The organism is Pseudomonas sp. Xaverov 83, from assembly GCF_019352905.1.
Lineage (GTDB): Bacteria > Pseudomonadota > Gammaproteobacteria > Pseudomonadales > Pseudomonadaceae > Aquipseudomonas > Aquipseudomonas yamanorum.
The window spans coordinates 3,098-25,319 of the sequence record NZ_JAAAFU010000067.1; the positions used below are offsets into that span (position 1 = coordinate 3,098).

Below are 22,222 nucleotides of genomic sequence, written 5' to 3' on the forward strand. Positions count from 1 at the left end.
GGTTATCTCAACCGTGATGAGCTGACCGCCGAACGCTTTTTGGCGGACCCCGTCACCGGCCTGCGCCTGTACAAGACCGGTGACCTCGGCCGGCTGCTGGCCGACGGTAGCGTCGAGTACCTGGGGCGCAACGACGACCAGGTGAAGATTCGCGGTTTTCGTATCGAACTGGGGGAAATCGAAGCACGCCTGGCTACCTGTGGAGGCGTGCGTGAGGCCGTGGTGATGGCCCGCGAAGACGAGCCGGGCGACAAGCGTCTGGTGGCCTACGTGATTGCCCAGCCGGACCACGTGCCCACCGCCGCCGAGCTGCGGGACCACCTGCTGCTGTCCCTGGCCGAATACATGGTGCCTAGCGCCTTTGTACTGCTGGACTCGTTTCCGCTCACCACCAACGGCAAGCTCGACCGCAAGGCCTTGCCGGCACCCGATGCCGACGCCCTGGCCCGTCGTGGTTATGAAGCGCCACAAGGCGCGGTGGAAACCGCGATTGCCAGCCTTTGGCAAGACCTGCTGAAGATCGACCGGGTCGGGCGCCAGGACAACTTCTTCGAGCTGGGTGGCCATTCCTTGCTGGCGGTCAAGCTGATCGAGCGCATGCGCCAGCTGGAGCTGAGCGCCGATGTGCGGGTGCTGTTCGGCCAGCCGACGTTGGCTGCGCTGGCCGCTGCGGTGGGCGGCCAGCATGAAGTGCAGGTCCCGGCCAACCTGATCCGCGAAGCGACCCGGCACATCACCCCCGACATGCTGCCGCTGGTAGACCTCGACCAGCAGGCCATCGACCATATCGTCGCCAGCGTGCCCGGCGGTATCGGTAACGTGCAGGACATCTACGGCCTGGCCCCGTTGCAGGCCGGCATCCTCTATCACCACCTGGCGACCACCGAAGGCGATCCTTACGTGTTGCAGGTGCAGTTCAGCTTCAGCGGCCATGAGCCGGTCGAGGCGTTTATCCATGCGCTGCAAAGCGTGATCGAGCGCAACGATATTCTGCGCACCGGCATCATGTGGGAAGGCCTGGACGAGCCGGTGCAAGTGGTACTGCGCCAGGCACTGCTGGTGGTTGAGCAGGTCGACGTGGATCCACACAACGACGTTCTGGCACAACTGCAAGCACGCTTCGACCCACGCCACTATCGCCTCGACCTGTCCCGCGCCTCGCTGATGCGCTTTGCCTACGCCGAGGATCAGGGCCGTCATGTCGGCATCCTGCTGCTGCACCACATCCTGCTGGACCACACCGCGTTGCAGGTGCTGGTGGAAGAAATGAGCGCCAGCCTCGCAGGCCAAACCGGCCTGCTGCCGGACGCCGTGCAATACCGCAATTACGTGGCCCAGGCGCGCCTCGGTGTGAGCGCCGCGCAGCATGAAGTGTTCTTCAGCGAGATGCTCGGCGATATCGACGAGCCGACCCTGGCCTTCGGTTTGCACGATGTGAATCGCGACGGCAGCGGTGTGCGTGAAGCGCACTTGCCAGTGGACCCGGCCCTCAGCCTCGGTCTGCGGGAGCAAGCCCGCCAGTTGGGTGTGAGTGCCGCCAGCCTGGTGCACCTGGCATGGGCGCAAGTCCTCGGCCAGGTATCGGGCCAGGACGAGGTGGTATTCGGCACGGTATTGCTGGGCCGTATGCAAGGCGGCGAGGGCGCCGACCGGGCGCTGGGGATGTTCATCAATACCTTACCGCTGCGGGTCAGCGTCGGCGCGGTGAGTGTGCAGGGCGGCGTGCGCGCCACCCATGCGCGGCTCGCACAGTTGCTGGGGCATGAACATGCGTCCTTGTCCCTGGCCCAGCGTTGCAGTGGCGTGTCCGGTGCGCTGCCGTTGTTCAGCACCTTGCTCAACTACCGCCACAGTGCCCCGGGCGAAGCGCCAGGCGCCAGCCCGTTCGCTGACGCCGGGATCGAAATCCTCAGCTCCGAGGAACGCAGCAACTACCCGCTGGTGCTGAACGTCGACGACCTCGGTGTGGGTTTTGCGCTGACGGTGCAAGGCGTGGCCGAAGTGGATGTGCAGCGTGTCGGCGACTATATGCTCAGTGCCTTGCGCAACCTGGTGACGGCGCTGCAACAGGCGCCGACGATGCCGCTGCATCAAGTGTCGATCCTGCCACCTGCCGAGCGGCATCAAGTGTTGGTGGGTTTCAACGCCACCGCCCGCGACTACCCGGCCGGGAAAACCGTTCACGCTCTCTTCGAAGCCCAGGCCCTGGCCAGCCCGGAAGCCGTGGCGGTGGTGCACGGCCATGCGTCGCTGAGTTACCGCGATCTCAACCTGCGGGCCAATCGCCTGGCCCACTATTTGATCGATCAAGGCGTAAAGCCGGGGGACAGCGTGGTCATCGCGCTGCCACGCTCCATCGACCTGTTGGTCAGCCAGTTGGCGATCCTCAAGTGTGCGGCGGTCTATGTGCCGCTGGACGTCAACGCGCCTGAAGAGCGCCAGGCGTTCATGGTGCAGGACAGCCATGCCAAACACGTGCTGAATGACCTCGCTGCGCTGAACCTTGCGACGCAGCCTGCGCATAACCCGAACCTCACCCAGTCGGCGGAAAGCGTGGCGTACATCATGTACACCTCCGGCTCCACCGGGGCGCCCAAGGGGGTACAGGTTCCCCATCGCGCCATCTCCCGATTGGTGATCAACAACGGCTACGCCGACTTCAATCACCGTGACCGGGTGGCCTTCGCCTCGACCCCGGCGTTCGACGCCAGCACCCTCGACGTCTGGGCGCCACTGCTTAATGGCGGCTGCGTGGTGGTGGTCGAGCACGCCACCTTGCTGTCCCAGGCCGCTTTCGCCGCCCTGTTGCAGGAGCAATCCGTCAGCGTGTTGTGGATGACGGCCGGGTTGTTCCACCAATACGCCGATGGGTTGATGCCGATGTTCCGCCAGCTGCGCTACCTGATCGTCGGCGGCGATGTGCTCGACCCGCAGGTGATCGGCCGGGTGCTTGAGCACGGCGCGCCGCAGCATCTACTGAATGGCTACGGCCCCACCGAAGCCACCACGTTTTCCACCACCTTCGAGATCACGTCAGTGGGTGAGGGCGGTATTCCGATTGGCCGACCCATTGGCAACAGCCGTGCCTACGTGCTGGATGCGCGGCAGCAACCAGTGCCGCTGGGCGTCGTCGGCGAGCTGTACATCGGTGGCGTGGGCGTGGCCAAGGGTTATCTGAACCAGCCGCAACTGACCGCCGAAAAGTTTATCGTCGATCCGTTCGGCGACGGCCTGCTGTACCGCACCGGCGACCTGGCGAGTTGGCAGGCGGACGGCACCTTGCTGTACCAGGGCCGCAACGACCATCAGCTGAAAATACGGGGTTTCCGTATCGAGCCCGGTGAAATCGAAAGCTGCCTGGCCAGCTATTCCGGCGTGAAAGACACGGTGGTGCTGGCCCGTGAAGATGAACCCGGCGACAAGCGCCTGGTGGCTTACTACACCGCCCAGGCGCCGCTGAGCATTGAAGCGTTGCGCGCGCACCTGCAAAGCCGGCTGCCGGACTACATGGTGCCGTCGGCCTATGTCTGGCTGGAACTGTTGCCGCTGACCGCGAATGGCAAGCTGGACCGCAAGGGCCTGCCCGCGCCGGATCAGGCGTCGCTGCTCAGCCGTGGTTTCGAAGCCCCCGAGGGTGAGGTGGAAACCCTGCTGGCGCAGATCTGGCAGGACGTATTGAAGGTCGAACGGGTCGGACGCTTTGATCACTTCTTTGAACTGGGCGGCCATTCATTGCTGGCGGTAAGCCTGATCGAACGCATGCGCCAGGCTGGCCTGAGCGCCGATGTGCGGGTGCTGTTCAATCAGCCAAGCCTGGCGGCGCTGGCGGCCGCGGTGGGCAGTGGCCGGGAAATCGTGGTTCCGGCCAACGGCATTGCGCAGGATTGCCAGCGCATCACTCCGTCGATGCTGACCCTGGTCACGCTGGATCAAGCCGCCATCGACCGCATTGTGGCCACGGTGCCAGGCGGTGCGGCCAACGTGCAGGACATCTACCCGCTGGCCCCGCTGCAGGAAGGCATTCTTTACCACCACATCAGTGCCGAACAGGGCGACCCGTATCTGCTGCAATCGCGCATGGCGTTTGACAGCGTCGAGCGGTTGCAGGCCTTCATGGGCGCGCTGCAAAAGGTCGTGGCGCGCCACGATATCCTGCGCACCGGCGTGGTGTGGGAAGGCTTGGACAGCCCGTTGCAAGTGGTGTGGCGTCATGCCGAGTTGGTCGTACAGCACATCCCGCTGGACCCGGCCGATGGCGACGTGATTGAACAGCTGCACGCACGCTTCGATGCCCGCCACTATCGCCTGGACATCACCCAGGCGCCGCTGTTGCGCATGGTGTATGCGCAGGACCCGGCCAACCAACGGGTCGCGGCTATCCTGCTGTTCCATCACCTGGCGCTGGACCACACCGCCATGGAAGTGGTCGGCCAGGAAATGCGTGCGTTCCTGTTCAGCCAGGCCGATGACTTGCCGGTTGCGGCACCGTTCCGTAACTACGTGGCCCAGGCCCGTCTGGGTGTCAGCGCCCAGGAGCACGAGCAGTTCTTCCGTGAAATGCTCGCCGACATTGACGAGCCCACGCTGCCCTTTGGCGTGCAGGATGTGCAGGGCGATGGCCGGCATATCGAAGAGGCCGAGTTGCCCGTCGATGCAGGGTTGGCGCTGCGGATTCGTGAACAGGCGCGGCAACTGGGGGTCAGCGCTGCGAGCCTGATGCACTTGGCCTGGGGCCAGGTACTCGGCCTCGCGTCCGGCCGTCAGGACGTGGTATTCGGCACCGTGTTGATGGGCCGCATGCAAGCCGGCGAAGGCGCCGACCGGGCGCTGGGCATGTTCATCAACACCTTGCCACTGCGGGTCGAGGTGGGCGCCAGTACAGTACGCACCGGGGTCAAGGCGACTCACGCCCGTCTCAGTGCCTTGCTGGGCCATGAGCATGCATCCCTGGCGCTGGCCCAGCGTTGCAGTGGCGTGCCGGCCTCGATGCCGTTGTTCAGTGCCTTGCTCAACTACCGCCACAGCACCCCGGGCGAAATGGCCCGCGACGGGCATGGCATCTGGGAGGGCGTGCAGTTGCTGGGCGGGGAAGAGCGCAGCAATTACCCGCTGACCTTGAGCGTGGACGACCTAGGCACAGGCTTCGGCCTGACGGTGCTGGCCCTGGAGTCCATCGGTGCGCAACGCCTGTGTGACTACATGCACAGTGCGTTGGAGCAACTGGTGCAGGCCCTTGAAAAAGCACCGGAAACGCCGCTGAATCAGTTGCCGGTACTGCCTGTTGCCGAGCGCGAAAAACTCCTGCGTACCTTCAACGCCACCGCCCGCGATTACCCACAAGGACACACCCTGCACGCTGCCTTCGAAGCTCAGGCCGAGCGCCTGCCGCAGGCGATTGCGGTGAGCCAGGACGGCCAGCACCTGACGTACCAACAGCTCAACCAACGTGCCAACCAGCTGGCTCATCACCTGCTGGCGTTGGGCGTGCAGCCCGACGACCGCGTGGCGATCTGCTGCCGACGCGGGCCGCAGATGCTGGTGGGCCTGCTGGCGATTCTCAAGTCGGGTGCGGCCTACGTCCCGGTAGACCCGGCTTATCCGGCCGAGCGCATCGCTTACCTGCTGCAAGACAGTGCCCCGGTCGCGGTACTGGCCGAGGAAAGCACCCGTGGCGTGCTCGGCGAGGTGGCCATCGTCGACCTGCATGGCGCGTATTCCGGTGAGAGCAATCCCCAGATCGCCAGCCTGACCCCGACGAACCTCGCCTACGTGATCTACACCTCCGGCTCCACCGGCCAGCCCAAAGGGGTGATGGTGGAACACCGCACTGTGGAAAACCTGGTGCACTGGCACTGCGAAGCCTTTGACCTGCACGCCCACAGCCACACCAGCAGCGTGGCCGGGTTCGGCTTTGATGCCATGGCCTGGGAAGTCTGGCCGGCGTTGTGCGTAGGGGCGACCCTGCACCTGCCACCGGCCCAGGTGGGCAATGAAAACATCGACGAACTGCTGGCCTGGTGGCTGGCGCAACCGCTGGAGGTGAGCTTCCTGCCGACGCCCGTGGCCGAGTACGCCTTCAGCCAGGAGCTTGAACACCCAAGCCTGCGCACCCTGTTGATCGGCGGTGATCGCCTGCGCCAGTTCAATCAGGAGCGCCGTTTCGCGGTGATCAACAACTACGGCCCCACCGAAGCCACGGTGGTCGCCACTTCTGGCCGCGTGCACATCGGTCAGCCGCTGCACATCGGCAAGCCGATGGCCAATGCTACGGTGTACCTGCTTGATGACCAACAGCGTCCGGTGCCGGTGGGTGTGGCAGGCGAGCTGTATGTGGGCGGCAGCGGCGTGGCCCGCGGGTATTTGAATCGTCCGGACCTGACTGCCGAACGCTTCCTTGATGACCCGTTCAACCCGGGTCGCATGTACCGCACCGGCGACCTGGCGCGCTGGCTGCCGGATGGGAATATTGAATACTTGGGCCGCAACGACGACCAGGTAAAAGTCCGGGGTGTGCGCATCGAGCTGGGGGAAATCGAAACCCGCCTGGCCGCCGTCGACGGCGTCAAGGAAACCGTGGTGCTGGTGCGCGACGGCCGCTTGGTAGCCTGGTTCACCGAACAAAAACCGCTGGATATCGAAACCCTGCGCGCCGAGCTGCACAGCCAACTGCCCGAGGCCATGGTGCCGGTGGCCTACGTGAAGCTCGACAGCTGGCCCCTGACCGCCAACGGCAAGCTCGACCGCAAGGCCTTGCCGGCGCCGGATCAGGCCGCCATGCTCAGCCGTGAATACGAAGCGCCGCAAGGCGAGGTCGAAACCACCCTGGCGCGGATCTGGGCCGAGGTGTTGCAGGTGGAGCAAGTGGGCCGCCATGACCATTTCTTTGAGCTGGGTGGCCATTCATTGCTGGCGGTGAGTCTGATCGAGCGCATGCGCCAGGTCGGCCTGAGCGCCGATGTGCGGGTGTTGTTCAGCCAGCCGACATTGGCCGCATTGGCGGCGGCGGTGGGCAGTGGCCGGGAAGTGGTGGTGCCGGTCAATGGCATTGCTGCCGATTGCCAGCGCATCACGCCTTCGATGCTGTCGCTGGTGGAGCTGGATCAGCCGACCATCGACCAGATCGTCGCCAGCGTGCCGGGCGGCGCCGCCAATGTGCAGGACATTTATCCGCTGGCGCCGTTGCAGGAAGGGATTTTCTACCACCACATCAGTGCGCAGCAGGGCGATCCGTATCTGCTGCAATCGCACCTGGCGTTTGACAGCGTCGAGCGTTTGCAGGCGTTTGCCCGGGCGTTGCAGTCGGTGATCAACCGCCACGATATCTTGCGCACCGGCGTGGTCTGGGAAGGCTTGCAACAGCCACTGCAAGTGGTATGGCGCCAGGCTGAGCTGTCGGTGCAGGCGGTGCAGGTGGGCACCGGTGATGTGCTGGCGCAGCTGCATCGCCAGTTTGATCCTCGTCACTACCGTGTGCCGATGTCCCAGGCCCCGCTGGTGCGCCTGGTATATGCCGAAGATCCGCGCCAGCAACGGGTGGTAGCGATTCTGCTGTTCCACCATATCGCCCTTGACCACACGGCGCTGGACGGCGTGCGTCACGAGATGCAAGCCAGCTTGCTGGGCCTGCCCGAAATCACCGACGAAGCCACGCCGTACCGCAATTACGTGGCCCAGGCCCGACTGGGGGTGAGTGAGCAGGAGCACGAAGCGTTCTTCCGCGAGATGCTGGGGGATATTCATGAGCCTACGCTGCCGTTCGGCCTTCAGGATGTGCAGGGCGATGGCAGTGCCATCGAAGAAGCCTGTGAAGCGTTATCACCGGCCTTGACCCAGCGCCTGCGCACTCAGGCGCGGTTGCTGGGCGTCAGCGCTGCCAGCATGTTCCACCTTGCCTGGGCGCAGGTGTTGGCCTGCACCTCGAGCCAGGACACCGTGGTGTTTGGCACCGTGTTGCTGGGCCGTATGCAGGGCGGCAAGGGCAGCGACCGGGCGTTGGGGATGTTCATCAATACCTTGCCGTTGCGGGTGGATGTCGGCGGCATCGGTGCGCGTGCGGCGGTAAAGGCGACCCATGCCCGGCTGACGGCACTGTTGGGGCATGAGCATGCCTCGCTGGCGCTGGCCCAGCGTTGCAGTGGAGTGGCGGCGCCGTTGCCGTTGTTCAGCGCCATGCTCAACTATCGCCACAGCGACAGCCAGCAAGCGGCGGTGTCCCCGGCCTGGCAGGGGATCGAAACCCTGGCCAGCGAGGAGCGCACCAACTACCCGCTGACCTTGAACGTGGATGACCAGGGCGACGGCTTCCGGTTGACCGCGATGACCCCCGCGCAGATTGGCGCGCAGCGTATTTGCGGTTACATGCAGGCGGCGTTGCACGGGCTGGTGGAAGCGCTGGAGCAATCCCCGCAATTGCCGCTGGATCGCCTGTCGATCCTGGGCCCGCAGGAGCGCGAGCAACTGCTGTTCGGGTTCAACGCCACCGAGGTTGCCTACAACCTCGATCAGACCCTTCACGGCCTGTTCGAAGCCCAGGTTGAACGCACCCCCGATGCGCTGGCGGTGAAAGCGGGTGACCAACACCTGAGCTACCGCGAACTGAACGCGCGCGCCAATCAGTTGGCCCATCATCTGCGTGAGCTGGGGGTACAGCCGGATTCGCGGGTGGCGATGTGTGTGGAGCGTGGCCTGGAGATGGTCATCGGTCTGTTCGCCATTCTCAAGGCCGGTGGTGGTTATGTACCGCTGGACCCGGCGTATCCGCTGGAGCGAATCGCCTACATGCTGCAAGACAGCGCGCCGGCGGCGGTACTGGTGCAGGGCGAAACCCGTTCGCTGCTGGGCGATGTGGCGGTACCCGTGGTGGATCTGGACCGGAACACTTGGGAGCACCAGCCGCTGTCCAACCCAACCGTCGACGGGCTGACCCCGCAGCATCAGGCCTACGTGATCTACACCTCCGGTTCCACCGGCCAGCCCAAGGGCGTGATCAACGAGCATGCAGGTGTGGTCAACCGCCTGCTGTGGATGCAGGACGCCTACGGCCTGACCGCCAGCGACGCGGTCTTGCAGAAGACCCCGTTCAGCTTTGACGTGTCGGTGTGGGAATTCTTCTGGCCCCTGTTCACCGGTGCCCGGTTGGTCATGGCGCGCCCCGGCGGGCACAAGGACCCGGCCTACCTGTGCGAGGTGATCGAAGCTGAACAGATCACCACCTTGCACTTTGTGCCGTCGATGCTCGACGTGTTCCTGGCCCACGGCGATGTCAGCCAGAGTGCCGGGCTGTTGCGGGTGATGTGCAGCGGTGAGGCCTTGCCCGGCAGCCTGGTGCGACGCTTCAAGCAGCAGTTGCCAGGCATCGGTTTGTACAACCTCTATGGCCCGACCGAAGCGGCGGTGGATGTGACCGCGTGGAACTGCGCAAGGCCCCTGGTGCCGGACAACACGCCTATCGGCAAACCGATTGCCAATACCCGCATGTACCTGCTGGACGCCCGGTTGCAGCCGGTACCCTTGGGCGTGGTCGGCGAGCTGTTCATCGGTGGTGTTCAGGTCGCTCGCGGCTACCTGCACCGCCCTGAACTCACCGCCGAACGCTTCCTCAAGGACCCGTTCACTGCTGGCCGCATGTACCGCACCGGCGACGTCGGGCGCTACCTGCCGGACGGCAATATCGAGTACCTGGGCCGCAACGACGACCAGGTGAAAATCCGTGGCCTGCGCATCGAACTGGGGGAAATCCAGGCGCGGCTGACCGAATACCCGCAAGTCAATGAAGCGGCGGTGTTGGCCCGGGACGAGCGCCTGGTGGCGTACTACACCGGCGTGCAGGCGGATATCGAACAACTGCGTGCCCATTTGCTGGCGCGTTTGCCGGACTTCATGGTGCCGGCGGTATTCGTGCACCTGGAGGCCTTGCCGTTGAGCCCCAACGGCAAACTCGACCGCAAGGCGCTGCCGGCGCCAGGCGTTGAGTCGCTGATCGTGCGCGAGTACGAAGCCCCGGTGGGCAACACCGAAATCACCCTGGCGCGCTTGTGGGCCGAGCTGCTGAAGGTGGAGCGGGTAGGGCGGCATGACAATTTCTTCGAACTGGGCGGGCACTCGCTGCTGGCCGTCAGCTTGATCGGGCGCTTGCGTCAGGAAGGCATGGAAGCCGATGTGCGGGGGCTGTTCGAACAACCGACCCTGGCAGGCTACGCCGCAATTACCGAACGAATGGAGATCGTCCTGTGAGCATCATTGAACTGTTGGCGACACTCAAGGCCAAGGATGTACAACTGGCGCTCAAGGGCGACCAGTTGTCGGTGCAGGGCAATAAACAGGCCCTGAGTGACCCGGCATTGGTGGCCTCGCTACGGGAACACAAGCCGGCGCTGATCGAGCTGCTCAAGGCCGGGGAATACGCGGCCACCAAGGCCGGTGAAGTCGAGGTGCCGGCCAATGGCATTCCCGCAGGCGCCCAGCGGATTACCCCAGCGATGCTGACGCTGTCGAGCCTGAGCCAGGCCTCGATTGACCGCATCATCGAGACCGTCGACGGCGGCGCGGCCAACGTGCAGGACATCTACCCGCTGGCCCCGCTGCAGGAAGGCATTCTTTATCACCATGTGAGTGCCGAACACGGCGACCCCTACGTCATGCAGTCGCAGTTCGCTTTCGACAGCCTTGAGCGCTTCAAGGGGTTTGCCCAGGCGTTGCAGGGCGTGATGGACCGCCATGACATCCTGCGCACCGCTGTGATCTGGGAGGGCCTGGAAGAGCCTTCGCAAGTGGTATGGCGCGCGGCGCGATTGCCGGTGCAACTGATTGAACTGAACCCCGCCGACGGGGATATCGCGACCCAGTTGCATGGCCTGTTTGATGGCCGTCACTACCGCCTGGACGTTACCCGCGCACCGCTTGTTCGTCTGGTAGGCGCCTGGGATGAAGCCCGGCAGCGCATGGTTGCCTTGCTGCTGTTCCACCACATGGCCCTGGACCACAGCGCGCTCGACGTGGTGCGCCACGAAATGCAGGCCTACTTGCAGGGCCACGGGGATCAGTTGGGCCAGGCGGTGCCTTTTCGTAACTACGTGGCCCAGGCACGCCTGGGGATCAGCGAGCAGCAACACGAAGCGTTCTTTCGCGAAATGCTCGGGGACATCACTGAGCCGACCTTGCCGTTTGGTTTGCAGGATGTGCAGGGCGACGGCCAGGAGATTGCCGAAGTCGACTGGCCGTTGCCGCCAGCGCTCAATCAGCGTTTGCGGGCCCAGGCGCGGCAGTTGGGGGTGAGTGCCGCCAGCCTGTTCCATATGGGCTGGGCGCAGGTATTGAGTGCCCTGGCAGGCAAGGCGCAGGTGGTGTTCGGCACCGTCTTGATGGGCCGCATGCAGGGGGGACACGCCACGGACCGGGCCCTGGGGATTTTCATCAATACCTTGCCGTTTCGCGTGGATGTCGGCGCCGAGACGGTGCGTGCCGGGGTCAAGGCCACGCACGCGCGGCTGACCACCTTGCTGCGTCATGAACACGCCGCCCTGGCCCTGGCCCAGCGTTGCAGCGGGGTGGCGGCGCCGACGCCGCTGTTCAGCACATTGCTCAACTATCGCCACAGTGGCTCGGGCACCAGTACCGACGCGGCGGCGGCCTGGCAGGGCATCGAGATCTTGAGCTCCGAGGAGCGCACCAACTACCCGCTGACCCTGAGTGTCGATGACCTGGGGGACGGGTTTATCCTGCGCTTGCTGGCGAGTACCCAGGTCGATCCGCAGGCTGTTTGTGGTTATGTGCAAACGGCCCTGGAAAACCTGGTACAGGCGCTGGAGCAGGCGCCCGACACCCCGTTGAATCTTCTGTCGGTACTGCCCGAGGCTGAGCAGCGACACCTGCTGGAGCACTTTAACGCGACAGCGGCCGACTTCCCCCAAGGCACCACCCTGCACGGGCGTATCGAAGCGCAGACGTCGCTGACCCCGGACGCGGTGGCTGCGGTGTATCAAGGCCGTCAGCTGACCTACGGCGAATTGAACCAACAAGCCAACCTGCTGGCCCATCACCTGCTGGCCCTGGGGGTAAAACCCGACGACCGTGTGGCCATCGTCGCCCGGCGCGGGCTGGACACCCTGGCCGGATTGCTGGCGATCCTCAAGGCCGGTGCCTGCTACGTACCGGTGGACCCGTCGCACCCGGCCGAGCGCCTGAGCTACCTCCTCAGCGACAGCGCCCCGGTCGCGGTGCTGACGCAACACGCCCTGCTGGAGCGGCTGCCTACACTCGACGTACCGGTGATCAACCTGGACCGTTTTACCTGGCATCACCATACGGCCAGCAACCCCCAAGTTTCCGTCACACCGTCCAACCTGGCCTACGTGATCTACACCTCCGGCTCCACCGGCCTGCCCAAAGGCGTGATGGTGGAACACCACACCGTGGCCAACCTGGTGGACTGGCATTGCACCGCGTTTGACCTGTGCGCCGGCCGACATACCGCCAGCGTTGCCGGTTTCGGCTTTGACGCGATGGCCTGGGAAGTCTGGCCGGCCCTGTGCGTGGGCGCGACCTTGCACCTGCCGCCGGCCCACGACGGCGCGGAAGATATCGACGCGCTGCTGGACTGGTGGCGCGCGCAACCGCTGGACGTGTGTTTCCTGCCCACGCCGGTGGCCGAATATGCCTTCAGCCAGCACATCGAACACCCGACCCTGCGCACCTTGCTGATTGGCGGCGACCGCCTGCGCCAGTTCACCCGGGCCCAACGTTTCGAGGTGATCAACAACTACGGTCCCACTGAAGCCACGGTGGTCGCCACCTCCGGGCGGATTGAGCCCGGTCAGCCGTTGCACATCGGCAAGCCCATCGCCAATGCCACGGTTTACCTGCTGGACGAACAGCAGCGCCCGGTGCCCTTGGGGGTTGCCGGTGAACTGTATGTGGGCGGCAAGGGCGTGGCGCGGGGTTATCTCAACCGTGCGGAAATGACCGCCGAACGCTTCCTGGATGACCCTTTCAACCCGGGCCGCATGTACCGTACCGGCGACCTCGCGCGCTGGTTGCCGGACGGGAACATCGAGTACCTGGGCCGCAACGACGACCAGGTGAAAATCCGTGGCGTGCGCATCGAGTTGGGAGAAATCGAAACCCGCCTCAACCAGTTGCCCGGTCTCCAGGAAGTGGTGGTGCTGGCCCGGGAAGACCAGCCCGGCCAGCCCCGGTTGGTGGCTTACTTCACCGAAAACCCGCAGTTCGATCCCCTCGATGTGGGCGATATTCGCACGCATCTGGTGGCCCACCTGCCGGACTACATGGTCCCGGTGGCCTACGTAAAACTCGATGCACTGCCCCTGACCGCCAACGGCAAGCTGGACCGCAAGGCCCTGCCAAAGCCGGACCTGGCCGCCGTCTTCACTCGCGAGTACGAAGCGCCTCATGGCGATATCGAAACCGTCCTCGCGCAAATCTGGGCCGATGTGCTGCAAGTGGAGCGCGTGGGGCGCCAGGATCATTTCTTTGAGTTGGGCGGCCATTCGTTGCTGGCCATGCGCATGGTGTCCCAGGTTCGCCAGCGCCTTGGGGTTGATCTGGCGCTGGGGGAACTGTTCGCCAATGCCGAACTGGCCGCCGTGGCGCAGGTGCTTGCCCAGGCCGGGCGCAGCACCTTGCCGGATATCCTGCCGGCGGCGCGGGACACGGAGTTGCCGTTGTCGTTTGCCCAGCAACGCCTGTGGTTTCTGGCGCTGATGGAGGGTGCCAACACCGCCTACAACATTCCTATCGGCCTGCGCTTGCGTGGGCAGTTGCACGTCGATGCGCTGCAACGGGCCCTGGCGCGGATCGTCGCGCGGCATGAAACCTTGCGCAGCCGTTTCGCCCAGCAGGATGACGACGCCCAGGTGCTGATCGTGCCGCCTGAAGAGGTGATGCCCCTGCAAGTGCAGGACCTGCGCCGCCACCCCGAAGCACAGCAGGTGCTGGACGCGTTGATCCAGGGCGAAGCCTCGGCGCCTTTCGATTTGCAGCGCGGCCCGCTGCTGCGCGGGCGCCTGGTGATCATGGCCGATGATCATCACGTGTTGCTGCTGACTATCCACCACATCGTGTCCGATGGCTGGTCCATGGGCGTGCTGACCCGTGAGCTGATGGCGTTGTACCAAGCCTTCAGCCGTGGTGAGGCTGACCCATTGCCGCCATTGCCGATCCAGTACAGCGACTTCGCCGTGTGGCAGCGCCTGTGGCTCAGCGGCGAAGTGCTGCATCGCCAGAGCAGCTATTGGCAACACACCCTGGCCGGTGCGCCGGCGTTGCTGATGTTGCCGACCGACCGTCCACGCCCGGCCCAGCAGGACTACGCCGGCAGCAGCGTCGACGTGCGCCTGGATGAGCGCCTGACCGCCGGGCTCAAGGCCCTCAGCCAGCGCCACGGCACCACGCTGTACATGGTGATGATGACGGCGTGGGCCTCGTTGCTCGCGCGTTTGGCCGGGCAGGAGGAAGTGGTGATCGGTTCCCCCGTCGCCAACCGCCAGCGGGCCGAGGTGGAAGGCTTGATCGGGTTGTTCGTCAACACCCTGGCGGTGCGCATCGATACCTCGGGCGAGCTGAGTGCCGAGGCGCTGCTGGCGCGGGTCAAGGGGCTGGCCCTGGACGCCCAGGCTCATCAGGACCTGCCGTTTGAGCAGGTGGTGGAAATCACCCGGCCATTGCGCAGCCTGGCCCATAGCCCGCTGTTCCAGACAATGTTGACCTGGCAGGACAGTGACGCGCCGGTACTGGCTCTCGGCGACCTGAGCCTTGAAGGGATTGTGGAGGACAGTCACTTTGCCAAGTTCGACCTGTCCCTGAACCTCGGCGAGACCCGGGGCGAAATTCGCGGCACCCTGGAATACGCCATCGCGTTGTTTGATGAGTCGACCATGCAGCGTTATGTCGGCTATTTCACCCGCGTGCTGCAGGCCATGGTGGATAACGATCAGGCGGTGCTGGAACAGGCTGACTTGCTGGACGATCAGGAGCGCCAGCACCTGCTGTTCGACTTCAACGACACCGCCGTGGGCTACAACCTAGACCAGACGCTGCACGGTATGTTCGAAGCCCAGGTTGCGCGAACGCCCGATGCACTGGCGGTGAAGGCGGGCTCGGAATGCTTGAGCTATCGCGAGTTGAACGAACGAGCCAATCAATTGGCGCACCATCTGCGTGAGCTGGGTGTACAGCCGGATTCGCGGGTGGCGATTTGCGTCGAGCGCGGCCTGGAGATGGTCATCGGCCTGTTCGCGATCCTCAAGGCGGGCGGCGGTTATGTGCCGCTGGACCCGGCGTATCCGCTGGAGCGTATCGCCTACATGCTCAAGGACAGCGCACCGGCCGCCGTGCTGGTGCAGGGCGAAACCCGTTCACTGCTGGGCGACGTGACGGTGCCGGTGGTGGACCTGGACCGGAACACCTGGCAGCACCAACCAACGTCCAACCCACGAGTGGATGGGCTGACCGCGCAGCATCAGGCCTACGTGATCTACACCTCGGGTTCCACCGGCCAACCGAAGGGCGTGATCAACGAGCACGCGGGCGTGGTCAACCGCCTGCTGTGGATGCAGGACGAGTACGGGCTGACTGCCCAGGACAGGGTATTGCAGAAAACTCCGTTCAGCTTCGACGTGTCGGTGTGGGAGTTTTTCTGGCCGCTGTTCACCGGCGCACGGTTGGTGATGGCGCGTCCAGGCGGGCATAAAGACCCGGCCTACCTGTGTGATGTGATCGAGTCCGAGCAGATCACCACACTGCACTTTGTGCCTTCGATGCTGGACGTGTTCCTGGCCCACGGCGATGTCAGCCAGAGCGCCGGGCTGGTGCGGGTGATGTGCAGCGGCGAAGCGTTGCCCGGCAGCCTGGTGCGCCGTTTCAAACAGCAGTTGCCGGGCATCGGTTTGTACAACCTCTACGGCCCGACGGAAGCGGCGGTGGACGTGACGGCGTGGGATTGCGCCGGGCCCGTCACGCCGGACAACACCCCCATCGGCAAGCCGATCGCCAACACCCGCATGTACCTGCTGGACGGGCAGTTGCAGCCCGTGCCATTGGGCGTGGTGGGCGAGCTGTTCATCGGTGGCGTGCAAGTGGCGCGGGGTTACCTGCACCGTCCTGAGCTGACGGCCGAACGCTTCCTCAAGGACCCGTTCAGCGCAGGCCGGATGTACCGCACCGGCGACGTCGGGCGCTACCTACCGGACGGCACCATCGAGTATTTGGGCCGCAACGATGACCAGGTGAAAATCCGTGGCCTGCGTATCGAACTGGGTGAGATTCAGGCGCGACTGCTGCAATACCCGCACATCAACGAAGCCGCCGTGGTGGCCCGTGACTCACGGCTGGTGGCCTACTACACCGGCGTGCAGGCCGACATCGACGCCCTGCGCAGCCACCTGCTGGAGCAATTGCCGGACTACATGGTACCGGCGACCTTCATGCACCTGGAGGCCTTGCCTCTGAGTCCCAACGGCAAGCTCGACCGCAAGGCATTGCCGGTACCGGGCCTGGAATCGGTGATCGCTCGGGAATACGTCGCGCCCCTGGGTGAAACCGAAATCACCCTGGCCGGCCTCTGGGCTGATTTGCTCAAGGTGGAGCGGGTCGGTCGGCATGACAATTTCTTCGAGCTGGGCGGCCACTCGCTGCTGGCCGCCAGCCTGATTGGCCGCATGCGCCGGGTCGGGTTGTCGGCGGATGTGAAAGTGCTGTTTGGTCAACCCACCCTTGCAGCCTTGGCGGCTGCCGTGGGTGGTGGTCGCGAAGTGGTGGTGCCGGCCAATGGGATTGCTGCGGATTGCACGCGGATCACCCCGGACATGCTGACGCTGGTGAACCTGGAGCAACCCGTCATCGACCGCCTTGTCGCGAGCATTCCCGGCGGCGCGGCCAACGTGCAGGACATCTACCCGCTGGCGCCGTTGCAGGCCGGGATCCTGTATCACCATCGCGCAGTACAACAGGGTGACGCGTACCTGTTACAGGCGCAGTTTGCCTTCGCCAGCGTCGAGCGCCTTGAAGCGTTTGCCCAGGCGTTGCAAGCGGTGATCGAGCGGCAGGATATCCTGCGCTCGTCGATGCACTGGGACGGGCTGGAAGAGCCGGTGCAAGTGGTGTGGCGCCGGGCGTCGTTGCAGGTCGAGGCGATTCAGGCGACGGGCGATGTGCTGGAGCACTTGCAGGCGCGCTTCCATCAGCACCGCCTGGACCTGGGGCAGGCACCGTTGATGCGCCTGGTGTACGCCGAGGACCCGGCCAACCAACGGGTGGTTGCGTTGTTGCTGTTCCATCATTTGGTGATGGATCACGTGGCGCTGGAAGTATTGCAGCACGAGATGCAAGCCTGTCTGTTGGGCCGTCGCGAGCAGTTGGGGGCGGCGGTGCCGTATCGCAACTATGTGGCGCAGACGCGCTTGGGCATGCGTCAGGACGAGCACGAAGCCTTCTTCCGCGAGATGCTCGGGGAGATCGATGAGCCGACGCTGGCACTGAATGCACCCGATGAAGCGCAACAGGCACGCCTGAGCGTTGACCCGCTGCTGAGCGGGCGCCTGCGCACCCTGGCGCGTCACCTTGGGGTCAGTGCGGCGAGCCTGATGCACCTGGCTTGGGCGCAGGTATTGGGCAAGGTTTCCGGCCGTGAGCAGGTGGTGTTCGGCACCGTGTTGCTGGGCCGGTTGCAAGGCGGTGAAGGCGCCGAGCGCGCATTGGGGGTGTTCATCAATACCTTGCCCCTACGGGTCGACCTGGGGGAGCGCACGGTGCACGCGGCGCTGATGGCGAGCCATGCCAGCCTGACCCAACTGCTCAGTCACGAGCATGCGCCACTGGCCCTGGCCCAACGTTGCAGCGGGTTGCCGGCCAATACACCGCTGTTCAGCGTGCTGTTCAACTATCGCCACAGTGCGCCGCACGCTGGTGGGGTGGCTGAAGCCTGGCAGGGCATGCAAGTGCTCAAGGCCGAGGAACGCACCAACTTTGCACTGTCCCTGAGTGTCGATGACCTGGGTGACGGGTTTGGCTTTGATGTCATGGGGCCGGGCGCGGCACGCCTCTGTGAGTACCTGCATGTCGCCCTGGAACACCTGGTGCAGGCCCTGGAGCAAAATGCAGCGGGCCCAATCAGCCAACTGTCGATTCTGCCGCCGGCGGAGCGTGAAAAGCTGCGGGTGGCGTTCAACGCCACCCAACGGGAGTTCCCTCGTGAACATACCGTGCAGCGCCTGTTCGAAGCCCAGGCCCAGGCGCGCCCGAGCGCCATCGCTGTGGCGCATGGCGAGGACACCCTGAGTTACGGCGCGCTGAACACCCGCGCCAACCAACTGGCCCATCACCTGCGCACCCTGGGCGTGCAGCCTGGCGATCACGTGGCGATCCTGCTGCCGCGCTCGATTGACCTGGTGCTCAGTCAACTGGCAATCCTCAAATGCGCGGCGGCCTACGTGCCGCTGGACATCAACGCCCCGGCCGAGCGCCAGGCCTTTATGGTGCAGGACAGCGGCGCGGTCTGGCTGTTGACCCACAGCAGCGAGTCCGTCGAGTACCCGACCCGACGCATCGACCTCGACACCCTGGCGCTGGACCCGCAACCGAGCCACAACCCGGACCTGTCGCAGTCCTCGGAACGGGTGGCGTACATCATGTACACCTCCGGCTCCACCGGCACCCCCAAAGGCGTGCTGGTGCCGCACCGGGGCATCACGCGGCTGGTGATCAACAACGGCTATGCCGATTTCAGCGCCCATGATCGCGTGGCGTTCGCCTCCAACCCGGCGTTCGACGCGAGCACCATGGACGTGTGGGGGCCGCTGCTGAACGGCGGCCAGGTGCTGGTGATCGACCATGCCACCTTGCTCGACCCGGGTGTGTTTGGCCGAGTATTGAAGGCGGGCGGGGCGACGATCCTGTTCGTCACCACCGCGCTGTTCAACCAGTACGTGCAGCTGATTCCCGACGCGTTGGCCGGGCTGCGCATCCTGTTGTGCGGCGGCGAACGGGCGGACCCGGCGGCATTCCGCAGCCTGCTGGCCCGGGCGCCGGCGTTGCGCCTGGTGCACTGCTATGGCCCGACGGAAACCACCACCTACGCCACCACCTATGAGGTGCAGGCGATCGCCGCCGATGCTGAAAGCGTGCCGATCGGCAGGCCGATTTCCAACACGCAAATCCATGTGCTGGATGCGCACTTGCAGCCGGTGCCGCTGGGTGTAGTCGGGGAAATCTGTATTGGCGGGCACGGTGTGGCCAAGGGGTATCTGAACCGGCCGGAGCTGACGGCTGAAAAATTTGTCGATGATCCATTTGGCGATGGTTTGCTGTACCGCACCGGCGACCTTGGGCGCTGGTCGGCGGACGGGCTGCTGGAGTGCATCGGTCGTAATGACGACCAGGTGAAGATCCGTGGCTTCCGCATCGAGTTGGGTGAAATCGAAGCGCGCCTGGCGACCTGCAACGGCATCAAGGATGTGGTGGTGCTTGCGCGGGAAGATGCGCCTGGCGATAAGCGACTGGTGGCGTACTACACCGGCGAGCCGCTCGCCGTTGACGTTCTGCGCAGTCATCTGCTGCAGCACCTGCCGGACTACATGGTGCCCTCGGCCTATGTGCCGCTGGAAAAAATGCCCCTGACGGCCAACGGCAAAGTCGACCGCAAGGCCCTGCCGGTGCCTGCGATGGAAGCGCTGGTAAGCCGTGTGTTTGAAGCCCCGGCCAATGAGCTGGAACAGACCCTGGCCCGCCTCTGGGGCGAAGTGTTGAGGTTGGAGCAGGTCGGTCGGCACGACAGTTTCTTTGAACTGGGCGGGCATTCGCTGCTGGCGATCCGGCTGGTCAACCTGATGGAAGAGGCGGGGCTTGAGGTGTCGTTGGCCGAGCTGTTCCAGCATGCCAGCGTCGCTTCGGTCGCCTCGATGCTTGGCCAGTGTACGACGCGGGAGGACGACAGCGCGCTGATCACCGTGCGCGCCAGCGGCAGCCAGCCGCCATTGTTCCTGGTGCACGAATTCAGCGGCATGGACGTGTATTTCCCGGCGCTGGGCCGGCATCTGCCGGGGGATTACCCGATCTACGGCTTGCCCGGTGCGCCCCTCGGTGAACCGCAGTTGCAGACCATGGAAGGCCTGGCGGCGCGGCTGGTGGGGATCATTCGGGCGGTGCAGCCCCATGGGCCGTATCGGCTGGCGGGTTGGTCGTTTGGTGGGGTGTTGGCTTATGAAGTGGCGATGCAACTGCAGGGCCTGGACGAGCCGGTGGCGTTCCTCGGGTTGATCGACAGCTACGTGCCGCGCATGACCGACCAGGGCAAGGGGCGCTGGGCCGGGCCGGATGCCCTCAAGCGGCATTTGCTGTTGCAGTGCATGGCGTATTGGAAGGCACAGGGAGGTGTGGATGAGCTGGCAAGCCTTGAGCAACTGGAAGCGCAGATTGGACAGCTGGATTTTGCTGGGCTGTTGCAACGCTGCCGCGATCGGCATTTGTTGTACGCGCAGATGGCGGCGGCTTCGGACGCGGACCTGTTGAGTTTTATCGAGCGGGAAGTCGGACATGGGCACGCGCTGGCGCATTACAGCCTGTTCCCGATGCCGCTGGCGGTGCACCTGTTCAGCGCCGCAGAGCGGCCGACGGAGCTGTCGCGGCGCAGCCTGGATTTGGGTTGGAATGAAGCGTTGGCCCCTGGGCAACTGCGCCAGGTTGAAGTGCCGGGGGATCACCAGAGCATGATGCAGGCACCGCATATCCAGGCGTTGGGGCAGGCGTTGGGTGAGGCTCTGGCATTGAGTGAGGCTCCGAGTGTTGCGGTGCATCAGCCGTTGTTGCGGATCCAGAGTGGCCGCGCCGGGCATGCGCCGATTTTCTGTGTGCCGGGGGCGGGGGATAGTGTGACCGGGTTTGTGGGGTTGACCGAGGCGCTGGGCCGGGACTGGCCGATCTTTGGCTTGCAGCCGCGTGGGCTGGATGGGGAGGTGGTGCCGCATAGCCAGGTTGAGGCGGCGGCGCGCTGTTATTTGCAGGCCTTGGAGCAGGAGTGTCCTTCGGGGCCGGTGCATCTGGTGGGGCATTCGTTTGGCGGCTGGGTGGTGTTTGAAATGGCCGCGCGGTTGCAAGACCAGGGGCGTGAGGTGGCGTCGTTGACGTTGATCGACAGCGAGGCGCCCGGGGGGAATGGGGTGGTGGGTCGGCCCTATACCACGACGGCGGCGTTGTTACGGCTGATTGAGTCGATGCAGGTGGCTTCGGGTAAGTCGCTGGGGATTGATGCGGTGGATTTTGCCGGGCGCGATGAAGTGGAGCAGCGGCGGTTGTTGCATGCGGGGATGGTGGGGGGCGGGTTGTTGCCTGCGCGGTCTTCGATGGAGGCGATGGATGGGCCGGCGCGCACGTATGCGTCGGCGTTGCGTACGGTTTATCGGCCTGGGCGGCGGTATGAGGGGGTGGTGCGGTTGGTGTTGGCTGAGGATCCGACCCTGGATGCGGCGGGGAATCAGCGGGAGCAGGGGTTGATGGTTGAAGGGTGGCGCCAGTGCACCGGGTCGTTGGAGGTTTGGTATGGGCCGGGGAATCATTTTTCGCTGCTCAAGGCGCCCAACGTCTTTAGTTTGGCGGCTTGGTGGCGGGATGGGGTTGTGGTTGGGGAGCGGGTTTCGTGAGTGTACATATCCGTTGCTGCGGTAACGGCGGCTTATGGTTCCGCTCTTACAGCGGGTCACTTTTGGCAAACGCCCCAAAAGTAACCAAAAGGTCTTTGCCCCACCACTCGGTGCCTCGCCTAGGCTCGGCATGCCCGCACTCCGGCCCGGTTCCGCGGGCCGCCGCGACGGGCCATCCATGGCCCGGCGCGGCTAAATCGGCATCCTTGCCGATTTACCCGCTCCACCGTGCCTACTTGCGGCCATCGTGGTTAACGGGGCCCGCAGATCAAGATCAAGATCAAAAGCACGGCGGCCTGAAAGCCGACCTGAGTGTTAGAAGCAAAGGCAAAAGCTGCTTTTCTGTAGGAGCTGGCTTGCCTGCGATGCAGACACCTCGGTGTATCAGGCAGACCGAGGTGATGCCATCGCAGGCAAGCCAGCTCCCACATTTGACCGTGCCCGCTTTGGCTTTTGATTTGGCTTTTAAACACTCAAGCCGGCCGGTAGGCCGCTGTGCTCTTGCTGTTGATCTTGATTTTGATCTTAGGCGCCCCGTTAAACCACGCTGGCCGAACGCAGGCTTTGGAGCGTGG

At 64.6% G+C, this 22,222-nt stretch carries 2 protein-coding genes; both read left to right on the forward strand.

What is annotated here, in order from left to right; translation table 11 throughout:
- On the forward strand, positions 1 to 10,233 hold a 10,233-nt coding region (locus K0H47_RS20090; protein WP_219273497.1), incomplete at its 5' end, for a non-ribosomal peptide synthetase.
- Positions 10,230 to 21,647, forward strand: a complete 11,418-nt coding sequence (locus K0H47_RS20095) for a non-ribosomal peptide synthetase (protein ID WP_219273498.1) — start codon at positions 10,230 to 10,232, stop codon at positions 21,645 to 21,647. The genes K0H47_RS20090 and K0H47_RS20095, both read left to right, overlap by 4 nt.
- Positions 21,648 to 22,222: the final 575 nt, after the last annotated feature.